The 14,285-nt window shown below is 63.1% G+C and carries 14 protein-coding genes and 2 pseudogenes; 6 read left to right on the forward strand and 10 right to left on the reverse strand.

Annotation, left to right across the window (positions count from 1 at the left end; translation table 11 throughout):
- Window positions 1-18: 18 nt before the first annotated feature.
- From EC919_RS01290 to EC919_RS01315, 6 genes are all read right to left on the reverse strand, one after another.
- Window positions 19-1,050 carry an ABC transporter ATP-binding protein gene (locus EC919_RS01290; RefSeq protein WP_133770456.1) on the reverse strand — a complete coding sequence of 344 codons (1,032 nt, stop codon included), beginning with the start codon at window positions 1,048-1,050 and terminating at the stop codon, window positions 19-21.
- Entirely contained in the window at window positions 1,047-1,841 is a 795-nt protein-coding gene (locus tag EC919_RS01295) for an ABC transporter permease (RefSeq protein WP_133770458.1), read from the reverse strand. The genes EC919_RS01290 and EC919_RS01295 overlap by 4 nt, the downstream gene beginning before the upstream one ends.
- Entirely contained in the window at window positions 1,838-2,695 is an 858-nt protein-coding gene (locus EC919_RS01300) for an ABC transporter permease (protein ID WP_243842187.1), read from the reverse strand. The genes EC919_RS01295 and EC919_RS01300 overlap by 4 nt, the downstream gene beginning before the upstream one ends.
- Window positions 2,696-2,707: 12 nt before the next feature.
- Window positions 2,708-3,712 carry an ABC transporter substrate-binding protein gene (locus EC919_RS01305; RefSeq protein ID WP_133770462.1) on the reverse strand — a complete coding sequence of 335 codons (1,005 nt, stop codon included), beginning with the start codon at window positions 3,710-3,712 and terminating at the stop codon, window positions 2,708-2,710.
- Window positions 3,696-4,715, reverse strand: a complete 1,020-nt coding sequence (locus tag EC919_RS01310; RefSeq protein WP_133770464.1) for a LacI family DNA-binding transcriptional regulator — start codon at window positions 4,713-4,715, stop codon at window positions 3,696-3,698. The genes EC919_RS01305 and EC919_RS01310 overlap by 17 nt, the downstream gene beginning before the upstream one ends.
- A 288-nt stretch (window positions 4,716-5,003) precedes the next feature.
- Complete coding sequence (locus tag EC919_RS01315; RefSeq protein ID WP_133770465.1) at window positions 5,004-7,586, reverse strand: M10 family metallopeptidase C-terminal domain-containing protein; 2,583 nt, start codon at window positions 7,584-7,586, stop codon at window positions 5,004-5,006.
- Window positions 7,587-7,823: 237 nt separating this feature from the next.
- Between EC919_RS01315 and EC919_RS01320 the strand changes: the two genes are divergently transcribed.
- Window positions 7,824-8,339 carry a DinB family protein gene (locus tag EC919_RS01320; protein WP_133770467.1) on the forward strand — a complete coding sequence of 172 codons (516 nt, stop codon included), beginning with the start codon at window positions 7,824-7,826 and terminating at the stop codon, window positions 8,337-8,339.
- A 261-nt stretch (window positions 8,340-8,600) separates the two neighbouring features.
- Here the strand turns inward: EC919_RS01320 and EC919_RS01325 are convergent, their stop codons facing one another.
- On the reverse strand, window positions 8,601-8,915 hold the full coding sequence (locus tag EC919_RS01325; protein ID WP_166650461.1) for an RcnB family protein: 315 nt from the start codon (window positions 8,913-8,915) through the stop codon (window positions 8,601-8,603).
- 231 nt (window positions 8,916-9,146) lie between these two features.
- Between EC919_RS01325 and EC919_RS01330 the strand changes: the two genes are divergently transcribed.
- Complete coding sequence (locus EC919_RS01330) at window positions 9,147-9,704, forward strand: GNAT family N-acetyltransferase (protein WP_133770471.1); 558 nt, start codon at window positions 9,147-9,149, stop codon at window positions 9,702-9,704.
- Window positions 9,705-9,806: 102 nt separating this feature from the next.
- Window positions 9,807-10,985: an MFS transporter gene (locus EC919_RS01335; protein ID WP_133770473.1), complete on the forward strand. Its 1,179-nt coding sequence runs from the start codon at window positions 9,807-9,809 to the stop codon at window positions 10,983-10,985.
- A gap of 44 nt (window positions 10,986-11,029) precedes the next feature.
- Here EC919_RS01335 and EC919_RS01340 read toward each other — a convergent pair whose 3' ends face one another.
- Window positions 11,030-11,404: a MerR family transcriptional regulator gene (locus EC919_RS01340; protein WP_133770475.1), complete on the reverse strand. Its 375-nt coding sequence runs from the start codon at window positions 11,402-11,404 to the stop codon at window positions 11,030-11,032.
- A gap of 74 nt (window positions 11,405-11,478) precedes the next feature.
- On the opposite strand from EC919_RS01340, the gene EC919_RS01345 reads away from it, so the two are divergent.
- Window positions 11,479-11,916 (forward strand): hypothetical protein, encoded by a 438-nt coding sequence (locus EC919_RS01345; RefSeq protein WP_133770477.1) that lies wholly within the window; start codon window positions 11,479-11,481, stop codon window positions 11,914-11,916.
- On the opposite strand, the gene EC919_RS01350 is transcribed toward EC919_RS01345, so the two are convergent.
- Window positions 11,910-13,115, reverse strand: a complete 1,206-nt coding sequence (locus EC919_RS01350; RefSeq protein WP_133770479.1) for an MFS transporter — start codon at window positions 13,113-13,115, stop codon at window positions 11,910-11,912. The genes EC919_RS01345 and EC919_RS01350 overlap by 7 nt on opposite strands.
- 108 nt (window positions 13,116-13,223) lie before the next feature.
- On the opposite strand from EC919_RS01350, the gene EC919_RS01355 reads away from it, so the two are divergent.
- A complete protein-coding gene (locus EC919_RS01355) occupies window positions 13,224-13,871 on the forward strand; it encodes a TetR/AcrR family transcriptional regulator (protein ID WP_133770481.1) in 648 nt (215 codons plus the stop codon).
- 114 nt (window positions 13,872-13,985) lie between these two features.
- Here EC919_RS01355 and EC919_RS27715 read toward each other — a convergent pair.
- Window positions 13,986-14,097 (reverse strand): annotated as a pseudogene (locus tag EC919_RS27715) (helix-turn-helix domain-containing protein); the annotation flags it as partial.
- Here EC919_RS27715 and EC919_RS27325 point away from each other — a divergent pair.
- Window positions 14,089-14,217, forward strand: a pseudogene (locus EC919_RS27325) (NADP oxidoreductase); the annotation flags it as partial. The pseudogenes EC919_RS27715 and EC919_RS27325 overlap by 9 nt on opposite strands.
- Between the last annotated feature and the right edge of the window lie 68 nt (window positions 14,218-14,285).

The following is a 14,285-nucleotide window of genomic DNA, read 5'->3' on the forward strand; positions in this document are numbered from 1 at the left end:
CCCACCCAAAACCAATGCTCACGGATGCAGGGCGAACAACGCCTGCGGCTCGACGGCCAGAGCGATGAGGTCGCCCGGGGCATGAATGACGTTATCGGCGCTGTCGACCAGCAACGGTTGCGCGGCGCCGACCTCGATCAGCAAGCGGCTCTGAGCGCCCTGAAAAAACTGGCCCAGCAGACGCCCGTGCAGGTGGCCTTCACGCTTCACCACCCGCAGATGCTCGGGCCGGCAGTACACGGTGGACGGCGCACCCGCCTCACTCCAGGGCAATTCGCCGCCGCTGACTTTCAGGCCATTGACGGTACGGGCCGCCACCGAGAAGGCGTTGAGATTGCCGACGAAACCGGCCACGAAGGGGTTGGCAGGCTGCTGATAGATTTCCCGCGGGGTGCCGAGCTGGGCGATGCGCCCCTGCTGCATGACCAGAATCCGGTCGCCGAGGGCCATGGCTTCGCCCTGATCGTGGGTGACGAACACCGAGGTGATGCCGAGGCCGCGCAACAGCTGATCAAGTTCGCTGCGCAAGCGTTCCCGCAGTTGCGCGTCCAGTGCCGCCAGCGGTTCATCGAGCAGCAGGACTTTCGGCCGTGGCGCCAGGGCACGGGCCAATGCCACTCGCTGACGCTGTCCGCCCGACAGCTCATGAATGCCGCGTTTGGCGTGTTCTTGCAGGCCGACCAGTTCCAGCAACTCGGCGCAGCGCTTGCTGCGCTCGACAACCGATATGCCGCGTACCTTCAGCCCATAAACAATGTTGCCTTCCACCGAAAGGTTGGGAAACAGCGCGTAGTTCTGGAAGACCATGCCGACGTCGCGGCGCTCGATGGGCAGCCGGGTGACGTCCTGATCACCGAACAACACCTGGCCGACGTCCGGCCGTTCCAGCCCGGCGATCATCCGCAGGGTCGTGGTTTTGCCGCAGCCGGACGGACCGAGAATCGCCAGGGTCTCCCCTGCCTCGATGGTCAGGTTGAGGTCGTGAACGGCGACAGTGCCGTCGGCGAAGGCCTTGCGGCAGCCGATCAGGCGCAGCGTGGTTCCAGTCATCTTTGCTCTCCACGGGAAAGGCGCGCGCTGATGGCCTGCAACGCCACCAGCAGCGGCACGATCATCAACAGAAATATGAGGGTGTAGGCGCTGGCCACTTCCAGCCGCGCCGAGGCGTAACTGTCCGCGAGACCCACCGGCAGGGTTTTGGTCATGGGCGTGTGCAGCATCCACGTCAGGTTGAATTCGCCCAGGGACAGCGTCACCACCATGAGCACGCCGGCGAGAATCCCCGCCCGGCAGTTGGGCACCACGACGCTGAAGAACCGTCGCAGCGGTCCGGCACCGAGACTGGCGGCTGCCTCCTCCAGCACGGGCAGGTGTTGGCGCTGCATCACCGCCATCACCGGGCGCACCAGAAACGGCAAAGTGAACAGCACGTGGCCGACGAGGATGAACAGCCAACTGCTGCGAAAACTGCCGAACTGGCCGTAGGTCAGCAGCAGGGCCAGGGCGCTGGCCAGGCCCGGCATGGCCACGGGTAAGACCATCAATTCCTCGAAGGCGCGACTGAAGCGGTTGTTCATCCGCACCAGTGCATAGGCGGCGGGTACGCCGATCACGCAGACGCACACCGCGCAGGCCAGCGCCAGTTGCAGCGACAGCCAGACGGTGGGCGAATAGGCCTGCCAGACTTGCGCGATCCAGTCGAAGGTCAAGCCGCTGGACACGCCCTGAAAGTAATTGCGGGTCAGCCCGGCCACCAACGACATCAGCACCGGCACCAGCATGAAGGCGCAGACCAGCAGCGTGAACAGCAACTGCGCGATGAACAGCGATGAGCGTTTCACAGGACCGTCCCCGATTGCTTGACCATGCGCCGCGCGAGCAGCAACACCGCCCAGGTCAGCGCGCCCAGTACCACCGACAGCGCCGCCGCGACGGTAAAGTTGGCGTAATTGGTGAACACGTTGTAGATCGCCACAGGGGTGACATTCAGCTGGGTGCCGAGGGTGAACGCCGTGCCGAACGCGCCCATGGATGTGGCAAAACAGATCGCGCCGCAGGACACCAAAGCCGGTGCCAGCCCTGGAATGATCACGTCACGCACCACGCGCCAGTGCCCCGCTCCCAGGGAATGCGCGGCCTCTTCCAGGCTGCGGTCGAGGCTTTCGCAGGCGGCCATAATCGTGAGGATCACTCGGGGAATCGAGAAGTACAGATAGCCGAGGAACAGCCCCGCCAGGGAGTAGGCGAACACCCAGCGCTCACCCGCCAGTTTCAGCCCGAGCATGGCGAACAGCCCCTGCCGCCCTGCCAGCAAAATCACCAGAAAGCCCACCACTACGCCGGGAAACGCCAAGGGAAAGGTCAGCAGCGCCACCAGTGTGGTGCGGCCGAAAAAGCGCTGGCGGGCGAGAAACACGCCGGTGATGCCGCCGACCAGCAGCGCGGCGAGGGTCACCACGGCAGCGAGCACGCAGGTTTGCGCCAGGCTACCCAGGTACTGCGGGCTGCTGAGCACTTGCCAATAGCCGCTGCCGGCGCCGTCCCGTTGCTGTCCGCCGAGCAAGATGAGGTGCGCCAGCGGCAATAGCCAGAATGCTGCCAACACGGCCGCTGCAGGTGCCAGCGCCCAAGCGGCCGTCGGGCGCAGATGCCACTTCGTCGACCCGCTGGCGCCTGCGTTCTGCGCCTTCAACACCGTGCTGCTCACTTACTTGACCTCGCTCAGGTAACGCGCGGCAAAGGCTTCCTGCACGTCGGCCATGTGCTGGTAATCCACCACGCCGGCGCGAGCGTAGTCGCTGTCCGGCAGGAACTGCGCGGCCACGTCAGCCGGCATCTTCATGGCCCGCACCGGGCGCAGGTACGCCTTGGCCCACAGCGCCTGGCCTTGGTCGGAGAGGACAAAGTCCAGCACCTTTTCGGCGTTGGCTTGATGGGGCGCGTTGGCGACGAGGCTCATCACGTAGGGCACGCTGATGCTGCCCTCTTTCGGGATAACGAAGGCGACGTTGGCCTTGTCCTTGTATCGGGCGCGGTAGGCGTTGAAGTCGTAGTCCACGAGGATCGGCAATTCGCCAGACAGCACTCGCGCATAGGCCGTTTGCTTGGGCACGATCGGCGCGTTCTTCGCCAGTTTCTGGAAGTACTCGATGGCCGGCGCGAAGTTATCCAGGGTGCCGCCCATGGCCTGATTGATCGCCACGGCGGAGACGTAGCCGACGAAGGCACTGGACGGATCGAGGTAACCGACCATGCCTTTGTATTCCGGCTTGAGCAGATCCGCCCAGCTTTGCGGGACCGGTAAGCCACCCAGTGCATCGACATTGACCATGATACCGAGGGTGCCGGAGTGGATCGCGAACCAGTGGCCTTCGGGGTCTTTCAGGCCGGCGGGAATTTGCTCCCAGCCCTTGGGTTTGTAGGTGCCGACCACGCCAGCCTTTTGCGCCTGCAAACCGAAGGTCACGCCGTAATACACCACGTCCGCCACCGGGGCGGCTTTCTCGGCCACCAACTGCGCCAGGGACTGGCCGGAGTTCTTGTTGTCCAGCGGCACTTGCACGCCAGTGCTGTCGGCGATCGCCTTGAGCTGGGTGCCCCAGTCCGCCCATTCCGGCGGGCAGTTGTAGCAAATCGCGGTTTCGGCGGCCTGGGTCAGGCTGGCCACGCCACACAGCAGCAGGGCCGCCAGGGTTTTACTGAAGCGGGTCATGGAGCGTCTCCTCAAAGGGCTGAGTACTTTCGCCCGGCCGGATGTGGCACGGCAGGCAATGGGAAGTCGGGGCGGCGCCAGCAATCTGCGCCAGCAGTTGATCGATGACGGTGGTTGCCAGCGCAGCGACGGGCTGGACCACGCTGCACAGGGTCGGGTGCATCTGAGTGCCGATGGCAATGCCGTCGAAACCGATGATCGACAGCCGCTGCGGCACCGCCCATCCCTGGCGGCGCAGTTCGGCGATGAGGCTGATCGCCAGTAGGTCGTTGGAGCAGACCAGCGCCGTCGGCGCGTGAGTGCCTCCTAGTAACGACGCGAGTACGCTGAAATCGGCCTGGGTGTGGCTGGGCATTTCGATGATGGGCATGGCGCTCAAGCAATGTTCACCCATGGCGTCGCAGTAGCCGGCATAACGCTGCCGCGCCCGGTCGGACTGCAGTGTCGGCCCCGCGACCATGCCGATGCGTCGATGACCGGCATCCAGCAGATAGCGCGTGGCCAGGGCCATGCCGGCGCGGTTGTCCACCGAGACGGCGCTGTACTCGGTGCTGCCGGGCTGGTGATAGGCGAGGACAAAGGGCGTGTCTTCAGTGCTCAGGCTTTTCAGCACGCGATTGCTGTGGGCATCGGTCACAGTGAGCACCAGGCCATCGACGCGCTGGCGCAGCAGCTCTTCAACCACTGCGCTTTCACGCTCGGCGCTGTAATCGGTGGTCGCCAGCAGCAGGTTGTATCCGCGCAACCGCGCGGCACGCTCCATGGCTTGAAACTGTTCAGCGAACACCGGATTGAGCAGGCTCGGTACGACTACGCCAATGAGCTGGGTGGTTTGCAGGCGCAGCTGGCGGCCGAGCAGATTGGGCCGAAAACCCAGCTCACGGGCGGCGGCGAACACCTGGTCACGGGTCGTCGGGCGCACCACTTCGGGGGAGGCGAAACAGCGGGCGGCGGTCGCTCTGGAAACCCCGGCCACCCGTGCGACGTCTTTCAGGTCACTCATGATCACTCGCTTGAGATCGATCTCATTGGCGAGGACATTACGGCGTCAATGTGGCATTTCTGGGGCGGGGGTGTGACAGATTGAAGTTACCAGGGTGAGGCGGTACAAGGTGTACGCCCCCTGTAGGAGCGCGCTTGCCCGCGAACACGGTACGCCAGGCGACATATTCGCAGCTGACACACCGCATTCGCGGGCAAGCGCGCTCGTACAATTGTCTGCGGGGTGTCAGCACCGTTCATGGCGGGCAATCGCGTCCGCCAATAGGCAAACGCGCAGATGCCGCTTCCCTCACGCGTCTGATAAGACCACATGGTCCATCGCTGCCGGCACGCCCACGACCTTGATCTCGGCCGCATTCCCCGCCGCGCTAAAAGCAAAGTCCTCGGCCTTCAGGCTGTGGCTGTAATCCCCCGCCAGGGTGACCTGGAATTTCTGGCCAGCGCTGTCCCCTTCGTTGCTGCGCACGTAAGTGCGGTCGCTGTTGGCGTTGTAGCTGACCTGCAAGGTACCGTCGCGACCGTTGCCCAAGCCGGTGAAGCCCAGCGCAGCAACATCCAGCGTGTCGTGGCCAGTGGTGAAATCAGTGATCAGGTCCGCCGCGCCGATGTAGCTGTCGCTGATGTGATCGAAGCGGAAGGTGTCATCGCCGGAGCCGCCGGTGAGCTTGTCGCTGCCAGCACCGCCAACCAGTAAGTCATCGCCGACGCTGCCCGCCAGCACATCGTTACCCGCCAGACCCAACAAGGTGTCGTTGCCCCAGTCGCCATACAGCGTGTCGGCGGCTGCGGTACCGGTGGCGTTCACCGAAGTCAGCGGCTGAGACGAGTCGGTGCGCGTGTCGTCCGGGTTGGCGAACAGCACATTGCTGGCGGTCAGGTCATACAGGTGATTGCCGCTCAGCAGGATTTCAAAGCGGTTACCGTCGGCGTCCGGCTCCAGCGACTTCAGCGCCGTTTGATCACCGGCCAGGTTCAGCACCACTTTGAGCGTGCCGTCATAGCCGTTGCCCAGGCCTTTGAAACCCAAGGCGGTGAGGTCGAGGCGATCATGGCCGTTGCTGTTGAAATCCGTGATCAGGTCGCGTTGCGCGTAGCTGCCGCTGGCATCGTTGCGCAAGCTATCGCTGACGTTGGTATAGACGAAGGTATCCGCGCCGGCCCCACCCGTCAGCGTGTCGCCGCCGCTGCCGCCGACCAGCCGGTCTGCGCCGCCGTCGCCTGACAACGTATCGCGCCCGGCACCGCCGAGCAGCACGTCATCCGCAGCGGTGCCCAGCAACTTGTCGTCACTGGCCGTGCCGGTAATCGACGAAAAGAAATTCGCCGCGCTCAGCGTACTCACGTGATTGCCGTCCAGCGCCAGCTGAAAGCGGTTGCCGGCGGCATCGGCGTCCAGGCTGGAGAGGTAAGTAATGTCAGTGCCAGCGTTATACGTCGCCTTCAGCGTGCCGTTGTGGCCACTGCCCAAGCCGGACAATCCCAGCAGCGTCAGGTCGAGGCGGTCGCTGGCGTCGTTGAAGTCGGTGATGCGATCAGTAAAGGACGTGGTCGCCGTGCGGTAGCTGTCGCTGACCGAAGTGAAACGAAACACGTCGCTGCCGCTGCCACCGCTGAGGCGGTCCGCGCCTGCACCGCCATGAATGACATCGTCACCGGCGCCACCATCAATGCGGTCGCGCCCTGCCCCGCCACTGATGAGTTCGTCCGAGCGGCTGCCGATCAGCGTGTCGGCGCCGGCACTGCCGCGCACGATCAGCACATCGCTGTTGTTGTAAACCTGACTTGCATTGCCCGCCGCGCTGATGTCGCCGGCGTGGGTGCCGTTGATGACGTTGCCGAAAATCACGCTGCCTTCGGCGCTTGCCACGTCCGACGGCACCTCGGCCACGCCCCAGGTCGATCCGGCGCCGCCGGTGATCAGGTTGTCGTAGACGAAGTTCTGCGTGCCGTTGTCGCTGCCCAGGTTGCGGATTGCGACTTCCGGCACGTCGTTGCTCTGCGCATTGGCGTGAATGACGTTATCGGACACCTCGATATGGGTCGTGCCTTGCAGATTGACACCCGAGCCGCCGTTGTCGTGGATGTCGAGGCGATAAACGCCGCCGTATTCGATGCCGCGCATGTGCACGCCGTCGCCGCCGTTGCCATAGACGTCGCCGCCGATGACGCTGAAAAAGCCTGTGTCCACACCGCTTTCTTCGTGGACGTGAATCCCGTCGCCGGCGTTGCCCGACGCGAGGTTGTCGGTGAGCGACATCGCCACGCCGCCCATGCCGACATTGATACCGTTGCCGCCGTTGTCCAGGGCGCGGTTGTCCTGAAATGTCAATGCGGCCAGCGACCCGCCCAGTACAAACCCGTCGGCGGCATTGTCTGTGGCCGTGCTGTTGCGCACCGTCAAATGCACCGACGCGCCGGTGAGGTCGAAACCGCTGCCACTGAAGTTCGTCGCCGTGACGCCGTCGATCAGCAGATTGGTACTGCTCGCCCCCGACTGAGACCAGCCACTGACCTGCCCGCCGCCGTTGGCCTGATTGCCATCCAGCGAGAGATTGCTGACGGTCGCGTCTCTCACGGTGCTGCCTGCTACCACGCCCAACAGAGAGGTGGTGTTCGATGCGGCACCATCGGCCAGCTTGAGCACGCTGTCACCTGCGCCCTCACCGGTGAGGGTCACGTTGCTTTTCAGTGCCAGGGCGTTGCCCGAACCGTCGCTGTCCGAGACAAGCCAGGTGCCGCCCGGTATGTAAACCTTGCCCCCACCCGCAGCGTTTGCGGCATCAATTGCGTTTTGAATGGCGACGGTATCGTCAGTAACGGAGTCGCCCTTGGCGCCGTAATTGCGGATATCGAAAGTGGGGATGATGCTCATGCGCTGCTCCTGCCTGGAATACTGACGACCTGTGAACCCGTTGTCGCAACCGGTTCGGCGAACAGCTTGGACCGATGGAGTTCGTGATTGTTAGTACCGGTTCAGGGACTTTCGTCGGATGGGCATCACGGGGTTGCGTGGTACTTTTCGCTCAGCCCTTCGCTGGTGGGAGGGAAACGCCGGGTGACTGACCACCCGCGAATTCACTACATTCATTGCTCCACCCAGGCCCTATCGATGAACAGCTATCTGGCGCAGGCACACAATAATCAGTGGTCGAACCGGCGTTTGCTCTCGGCATGCCTTGGGTTAAGCGATGAAGAATTCCGGGCGCCGCGAACAGGTTTTTTCCCCTCGATCGAGCTGACCTTGCGGCACATACTGGATGTCGATCAGTTCTACCTGGCCGCGCTGACGTTTGATCCGGAAGGTCAACGACAGGATCTGCCCGAGCGTTTGTCGCTGCCGGAAATCTTCCAGCTGCAAACCGCGGCAGACGTCCGACTTGTTACCTATTGCGAAGGTCTGAATGAGCACGCGCTGAGTCGTCGAGCTGGCGTGATGCGAGCGACGGGCATTGTTCCGGAACGAGTGGATCGCCTGTTGCTGCATCTGTTCCAGCACCAGATTCACCACCGTGGACAGGTTCACACCATGCTGTCCGGGACACGCGTACCGCCACCACAACTGGATGAGTTTTATCTGGATGGGGATTTGCCCTTGAGGGCGTCGGACGAGCCTCTTCCCGGCTGAAGCCGGTCCCACTGGATGTACGCAATATCACTGTAGGAGCCGGCTTGCTGGCGAATGCGATGGTTCAAGCGCTGCCGCAGCGAGCGTTCAAACGGGTTCGCCAGCAAGCCGGCTCCTACAGAGTGCCATCTGGTCCCGACCGGCCAGCGCTACAAAATTGCTGGCAGACACCGCGCATTGAATGGGACCGGCTTTAGCCGGGAAGGCGTCAGACGTCACGCCATCATTCGTTGGCTGAGGATGGGGTGTCAGCCAATGGCGTCACTTGTGACCCTTTGCCTTCGGCACCATCTGTTTAATGGTCCCGGTCGGGATATCAATCAACGCGTATTTGTCCTTGATTTCCACCCACTGTTGATTCTCGTCCGGTGCGGCCAAGTGACGTGCGCGCCAGTCCTTGATGGCCAGGCTTGGACGTTGGTACTGGTCAGGGGCGTTGTCGCCTTCCTTGATTTCCTTGACCCCTGCGCCCGGTCGCTCCATGGTCACGCTTGGCTGTTCGGCAGCGTAGGAAAAGCTGCTGACTGCGCATACTGCGGTGAACAGCAGATGAGGGAGGTATTTCTTGGCGAGCATGATCAGGTCCTTTGGCAAACGAGTGCCGCTAACTGAGTAGAGATTGACGGTGTATCCGTCATGCTCTGACCGGGACTGATTCGCAGGAGTTCGATCTGATAGCATCGAGAGGCAGTGATCGGCTCAAACGTCGTCAGCACCCCGGCTGGCCCCTTCCCGGCCAAGCCGGTCCTACGAAAAGCAGCGCGTGCATCCCGCCGGATCGGCAGTGCCCCTGCAGGGAGAAACCGCATGGACAGCCCGACGCTTCACACGACTCGACTGATACTGACCCCACTGTTGTTGACCGATGCGCCGGTGATTCAACAGCTGTTTCCCCAGTGGGAAGTGGTCCGGTATCTGGACAGCCATGTGCCATGGCCCTACCCCGAAGACGGCGCGCTGACCTACCTCCGCGACGTCGCGCTTCCTGCTGTGGCAGAGGGGCGTGAATGGCACTGGACGATACGCCTGATCGGCGAACCGGCGCGGGTGATCGGCTGCATCAGCCTGCACGATCAGCTCAAAAACCACAGGGGTTTCTGGCTGGCGCCGCAGTGGCGTGGCCAGGGCTATATCCAGGAGGCGTGTGAGGTGATCAACGCCTTCTGGTTCGAAACCCTGCAGCGGCCGGTGATGCAGGTGCCCAAAGCGGCGGGCAATGAAGCATCACGAAGGATTTCTCAGCGCGAAGGCATGCGACTGATCGAGCGCCGGGACGGCCACTTTGTGTCTGGCGCCATGGTTCTGGAGCTCTGGGAGTTGACCCGCGATGAATGGTTGGCCAAGCGGCCACAGGGCTCGGGATGATGCAGCAGGCACTGGTTTCCCGGGACAATCAGCTGATTGCCTGTTGACCTGCTCCGCCTCAATCCCTAGGGTAGCCGGCCTTCTTTACCCCTCAGGAACCCCATGTCCAGCCGCAGCAAACTCCCTTCCACCGTCTACCTTCTGGGCCTGACGATCTTCTCGCTGGTGACGGCCGAATTCATGGTCGCCGGCATGATGCCCGCGCTGGCCGACGCGTTCTCGGTCAGTCTCGCCCAGGTCGGCAACCTCATCGCCTTCTACGCCTTGGGCATGGCGATCGGCGGACCGCTTGTGACCGTCCTGCTGCTGTCCAGAGGCGTCAGCAACAAACGCTCGTTGATCGCTTTGCTCGTCTGTTATGTGGTGGCCGGCGCAATCGCCGCGGCCGCGCAAAGTTACCTCGTGCTTGCCGCTGCTCGCGTGGTCATGGGCATTGCCAGTGCCGTCTGTATCGGTCTGTGCATGACGGTGTGCGCAGGTCTGGTCACCCCGGAACGACGCGGCCGAGCGGTGTCGGTGGTCCTTGCCGGGCTAATGCTTTCCCCTGTGGTGGGCGTGCCGCTGACCACATGGGTGGAGCAACACTTCGGCTGGAGGGCGAGCGCCTGGCTGGTGGTGGTGCTGGCGATGCTTTGCACGGTGCTGGCGAGCAAGCGATTGCCGGCGAGCGCCAATGGCAGCGAACCGCCACTGCGCCAACAAGTGGCCGACATGAAGAATCCGCCCCTCTGGGCGGCATACCTCACCAGCGGGTTAATCATCGGCGCCACCTTCGCCGCGTTCAGCTACTGCACGCCCATCCTGATTCAGGAAGTCGGTGTGGCGCCAAAATTCGTCGCACCGCTGCTGGCGCTGTATGGCGTCGCGAACGTGCTGGGCAACTGGGTGGTGGGCCGACTGGCGGATCGCTACATGATGGCGATCGTCGGCTGGGGCCTGGCGATCATGGTGCTTGCGTTGTCGGGCTTCGCCCTGGCCGGGGATCATCTGTGGCTCAACCTGATGTGCTTCCTCGCCCTCGGGCTGACCGGCGTGGCGCTGAACCCCGCGATGGTCGCGCGCGTCATGAAAGCGGCCGAGCCCGGCGCGCTGGTAAACATCATGCACACCTCGGTCATCACTGCCGGACTGGCATTCGGCAGTTGGGCAGGTGGTGTGACGATTGATGCGGGCCTGGGCTTGCGCTCGCCGCTCTGGGTCGGCGCGGCCATGGCCCTGGCAGGACTGCTGAGCCTGGTGCGGCCGATAGCGATACGTCGCAGCCAGGCGCTGTGCGACTGAAGGCGTCGTAACTGACGTCGGTGTATTGCGAGGTGACGTGTCCTTCAGGGCACGTCAGCGGCGCCAGTCCCCTGCAGCGGACAGACCTGCCCCGCCCGCTCGGCCAACAGACTGCGCAGCGCGTGCATCTGCGCGATGCGCTCGTCCAGCAACGCGATTTTCTCGGCGAATAATCCCCTCAGCACGTCGCTTGAGACCTGCTCGCTGTTCCACAGCAACGGCAGGTTCTCGCCGATCTCCTTCAGCGAAAATCCCAGCTGTTGCGCCAGCTTGATATACCTCACCAGCTGCAGGGTCTCCTCCGGGTAGTGCCGATAGCCGTTGGCACTGCGCTGCGGTTTGATCAGGCCTTTCTCTTCATAAAAACGCAATGCGTCCACGGACACCCCCGCACGCACTGCCACTTCGCCTATTTTCATGACACTCAATGCTCACGTTGACTCTGGACCAAGGACCAGGCTTTAGCCTGCGGGCTCAACTGTGAGGGAAGATCATGATCAGCGCAAAGACCAACAGGCACCTCGTCAGAAGCAGCGCCTTTTACGATTTGATAATGACGGCGGGGTTCATGACGCCCTGGACGGCCGCATGGGTCTTCGGCGCCTTTTCCGCGCTGTCAGGCGCGTTGGCACTGGAACGACCGGTGCCCGTGCTGGACGTCAGCGGAATGCTGTTCGCCAATTTGCTCGGCAGCGTGGTGGTGGTCTGGTCGCTCTGGCGCCTGGCGCAACCGAGCCGTCGCGTGGGGTTATACGACGCACTGGCGCGAACGCTGTTCGCGACGTGGCAGCTTTACGCGGTCGGCCAGGGAGCGAGTGTGCTGATTCTTGGGTTTACGGTGTTCGAGGTGGTGTTTGTTGTCCTGCAGATTGTGCCGGTCAGTGAGCGGACCCCGAGATATGCAGGATATTGCCGAGGCACGGCTCAATGAGCAGCGACCCTCTCACCGGCGACTCTTTCGCCCTGCACAAATCCATGACTCCGCGCGCGGAACGCAATCGCCAGGCTCATCAGCAGCACCAGCACCATCACCCACGCAAAGGCGCCCGCACCCCAGTGACCGAGCAGCACGCCACCCAGAAGCCCGCCGCCGGCAATCGCGCTGTTCCAGACGACCACGTTCATCGACAGGGCCACATCGGCGCCCTCACCTGCGGCGTCAGCCAGCGCGGTTTGCAGCAGTGTGGCGGCGCCGCCGAAGGTCAGGCCCCAGACAAAGACACCGAAGTAGATCGCCGAGGCAGAACCCGAGAACATCCCGAAGAACACCGAAACCCCGGCGAAGGTGGCGAGGCTCAGCAACACCGCGGTGCGAAGATGACGATCGACCAGACGCCCTCCGACCCAGATGCCGACCAGCGCAGCAATGCCGAACACCAGCAGCACCCGATCGACATGGGCACCCAACCCGGCGAGGGAAACAAAGGGCGCGACGTAGGTGTAGAGAATGTTGTGGGCGAGCATCCAGGTCAGCACCACGCCGAGGACGGGACGCACGCCCGGCGTGAATAAGACCTGACGCAGCGGCATGCGCCGGGAAGATGATTGACCCGGGTAGTCCGGCACTTTGATCAGCACCCAGGCGATCAACACCAGGGTCAATCCGGACATCACGGCAAACGACATCCGCCAGCCGATTGCCCCGCCCAGCCAGGTGCCAAGGGGCACGCCCAGTGACAGCGCGATCGGCGTACCCACCATCGCGACTGCCATGGCGCGGCCCTGTGAGGCGGGCTCGACCATGCGTCGCGCGTAGCCGCCAATGAGGCTCCAGGCCAGCCCCGCCGACACCCCTGCGAAAAATCGCGCGATCAGGGTCAGCCAGTAAACCGAAGACAGCGCCGTAATGGAGTTGAACAGCAGAAACCCGACGACAGTGACCAGCAGCACCGTCCTGCGCCGCCAGTTGCGCGTGGCAATGGTCAGCGGGATGGCGGCCAGCAACGACCCCAGGGCGTACATCGTCACCATCTGGCCTGCCAACGACGCCGAAATGCCCAGGCCATCGCCTATTTCAGGCAACAGCCCTGCCGGCAGAGTCTCCGTCACAATGCAGATAAAGCCGGTCATGGCCAGCGCCAGCAGCGCCCCGTACGGGAGCCTGGTGGTATTTCCCTCATGGGTCATCATTCGATCCTCCGACTAATATACTGATCGGTAGCAATCTAGAGAGCCAAAGTCGGGTAGTCAATCACTTATGTATCAACTAGTATTTATGTGACTTGAATGGAGGTCCATATGGCTCAGATGGGACGACCGCGCACGTTCGACCGTGACGTGGCAATCACCCAGGCACTGCATCTGTTTTGGGAACATGGCTACGACGCAACGTCACTCAGCCAGCTCAAGGCAAGCATCGGCGGCGGCATCACCGCGCCGAGCTTCTATGCAGCGTTTGGCTCAAAGCAGGCGCTGTTCAACGAAGTCATGGCGCGCTACCTGAACACCCATGGCCGCGTGACCGACAGCCTGTTCGACACCGCGCTCGCCCCCAGGGAAGCGATCGAGCGCACGCTGCGGTGCTCGGCTCAAATGCAATGCGAGACAGGTCATCCCAAGGGCTGCCTGGTGTCACTGGGTTTGCTGAGTGCGTCCACGGAAGAAAGCAAAACCATCTCCCAGCCGCTGGCGGAGGCGCGAGCCTTGAACCGTGCTGCCATTGTCGCCTGTATCGAACGGGCCATTGCGTCGGGAGAACTGCCTGCAACGGTGGCGCCGGTCGCGCTGGCCACGGTGTTCGACAGCTTCATGCTGGGCATGTCGGTACTGGCCCGCGATGGCGCGACGGTTGAAACACTGGACGCCGCAATCACCCATGTGATGGGCGTATGGGACGGGCTGCGCATCGACGCTCCGGTGCCAGCTGGCGACCCGGCGAAGACGTGATCCTTGGCAATCCCTGAGTGTGCTCGCCCGCTACGGCTTAACCAAAACGCGCCAGTGCCGCATCAACGAATCGGCGCAGCTTGGCCGTTCGCTGCCGGGTGTCGGTGTAGAGGGCGCGCCGAGTCCATGCTCAAGAGCAGCGACATGCTTGGCGACCCTCTGCGGCGACAGCCAGGCGCTCCGCTGCTGTTGCGTAAAAGCCGCATTCTGCCGCCGTGACGAAAGCTGGCGAATTGAACGCTCCAAGCCGGCGTACTGCATTCCGCTGAACAAGGAGGCGCTGAAGACCGCACTGGCCAAGGCAGAAAGGCACATTGAATTGCCCCACGGGTCCTGGCGCCACTGAATGACGTCCTCCCGCAAAGCCCTCCAGAAAAGCGCCACCGTCCGGTAACATGCGTGCCTGCACACGCC

Origin of the sequence: Pseudomonas graminis, assembly GCF_004364335.1 — a bacterium.
Taxonomy (GTDB): domain Bacteria; phylum Pseudomonadota; class Gammaproteobacteria; order Pseudomonadales; family Pseudomonadaceae; genus Aquipseudomonas; species Aquipseudomonas graminis_D.

Coding starts and splice junctions, on each gene's coding strand:
- EC919_RS01345 (WP_133770477.1), top strand. CDS start 11,479: ATGATCAGCGCAAAGACCAACAGGCACCTCGTCAGAAGCAGCGCCTTT.
- EC919_RS01340 (WP_133770475.1), bottom strand. CDS start 11,404: ATGAAAATAGGCGAAGTGGCAGTGCGTGCGGGGGTGTCCGTGGACGCA.
- EC919_RS01325 (WP_166650461.1), bottom strand. CDS start 8,915: ATGCTCGCCAAGAAATACCTCCCTCATCTGCTGTTCACCGCAGTATGC.
- EC919_RS01350 (WP_133770479.1), bottom strand. CDS start 13,115: ATGATGACCCATGAGGGAAATACCACCAGGCTCCCGTACGGGGCGCTG.
- EC919_RS01320 (WP_133770467.1), top strand. CDS start 7,824: ATGAACAGCTATCTGGCGCAGGCACACAATAATCAGTGGTCGAACCGG.
- EC919_RS01310 (WP_133770464.1), bottom strand. CDS start 4,715: ATGAGTGACCTGAAAGACGTCGCACGGGTGGCCGGGGTTTCCAGAGCG.
- EC919_RS01290 (WP_133770456.1), bottom strand. CDS start 1,050: ATGACTGGAACCACGCTGCGCCTGATCGGCTGCCGCAAGGCCTTCGCC.
- EC919_RS01315 (WP_133770465.1), bottom strand. CDS start 7,586: ATGAGCATCATCCCCACTTTCGATATCCGCAATTACGGCGCCAAGGGC.
- EC919_RS01305 (WP_133770462.1), bottom strand. CDS start 3,712: ATGACCCGCTTCAGTAAAACCCTGGCGGCCCTGCTGCTGTGTGGCGTG.
- EC919_RS01335 (WP_133770473.1), top strand. CDS start 9,807: ATGTCCAGCCGCAGCAAACTCCCTTCCACCGTCTACCTTCTGGGCCTG.
- EC919_RS01330 (WP_133770471.1), top strand. CDS start 9,147: ATGGACAGCCCGACGCTTCACACGACTCGACTGATACTGACCCCACTG.
- EC919_RS01355 (WP_133770481.1), top strand. CDS start 13,224: ATGGCTCAGATGGGACGACCGCGCACGTTCGACCGTGACGTGGCAATC.